Origin of the sequence: Pseudokineococcus sp. 1T1Z-3, assembly GCF_037482365.1 — a bacterium.
In the GTDB taxonomy this organism is placed as follows: domain Bacteria; phylum Actinomycetota; class Actinomycetes; order Actinomycetales; family Quadrisphaeraceae; genus Pseudokineococcus.
The window spans coordinates 1-983 of record NZ_JBBHZF010000035.1; the positions used below are offsets into that span (position 1 = coordinate 1).

A 983-nucleotide genomic window follows, 5' to 3' on the forward strand; every position below is an offset into this window, starting at 1 on the left:
GGGGGGGGGGGGCATCGCGGGCGTCGGTGGCCGTGCTGTGGGTTCGGGGCAGGTTCGGCTCAGGTGGTGGTGGTGCGCAACCGCAGGGCGTTGGCGATGACGCTGAAGGACGACAGGGCCATCGCGGCCGCGGCGATGACGGGGGACAGCAGCAGCCCGGTGGCGGGGTACAGCACGCCCGCGGCGATCGGGATGCCCGCGCCGTTGTAGATGAACGCGAAGACCAGGTTCTGGCGGATGTTGCGCATGGTCGCCCGTGACAGGCGGCGGGCGCGGACCAGGGCGGTCAGGTCGGCCTGCAGCAGGGTGACGCCGGCGCTCTCCAGGGCGACGTCGGTGCCGGTGCCCATCGCCACGCCCACGTCGGCCGCGGCCAGGGCGGGGGCGTCGTTGACGCCGTCGCCGACCATCGCCACGACCCTCCCCTGAGCGCGGAGATCGGCGACGACCTCGTGCTTGCGCTCGGGGGTGACCTCGGCCTCGAACCGGTCGATGCCGACCTGCCCGGCGACCGCGGCGGCGGTGGCGTGGGCGTCACCGGTGAGCATCACCACCTCGATCCCTTCGGAGCGCAGCGCCGCCAGCGCCTCGGGAGTGGTCCGGCGGATCGGGTCGGCGATCGCCAGCACCGCGGCTGGGGCGCCGTCGACAGCGACCAGCACGGCGGTCGCGGCGCCGTTCCGGACCCGCTCGGCGTGGTCCGCCAACGGGGAGGGGTCGACGTCGTGCTCGCGCAGGTGCGCGGCGCTGCCGACCAGCACGCGGTGGCCGTCGACGACCCCGGACACCCCGCGCCCGGCAGGGGCGGTGAAGTCGCTGACCTGCGGGACCGTCGAGGCCGCAGGGCTCGACCGCTCGTCGGCCGCGGTGACGACGGCATGGGCCAGGGGGTGCTCGGAGGACCGTTCGAGCGCCGCGGCCAGCCGCAGCACCTCGGCAGGGTCGGTACCGCCGTGGACCTGGATGTCGGTCAGCTGGGGGCG

1 protein-coding gene is annotated in these 983 nt (G+C 75.4%); it reads right to left on the reverse strand.

The genetic code is table 11. The features are described from left to right. Positions 1-59: 59 nt before the first annotated feature. Positions 60-983, reverse strand: a 924-nt coding sequence (locus WDV86_RS15965) for an HAD-IC family P-type ATPase (RefSeq protein WP_339568644.1), incomplete at its 5' end; no start/stop codon positions are given.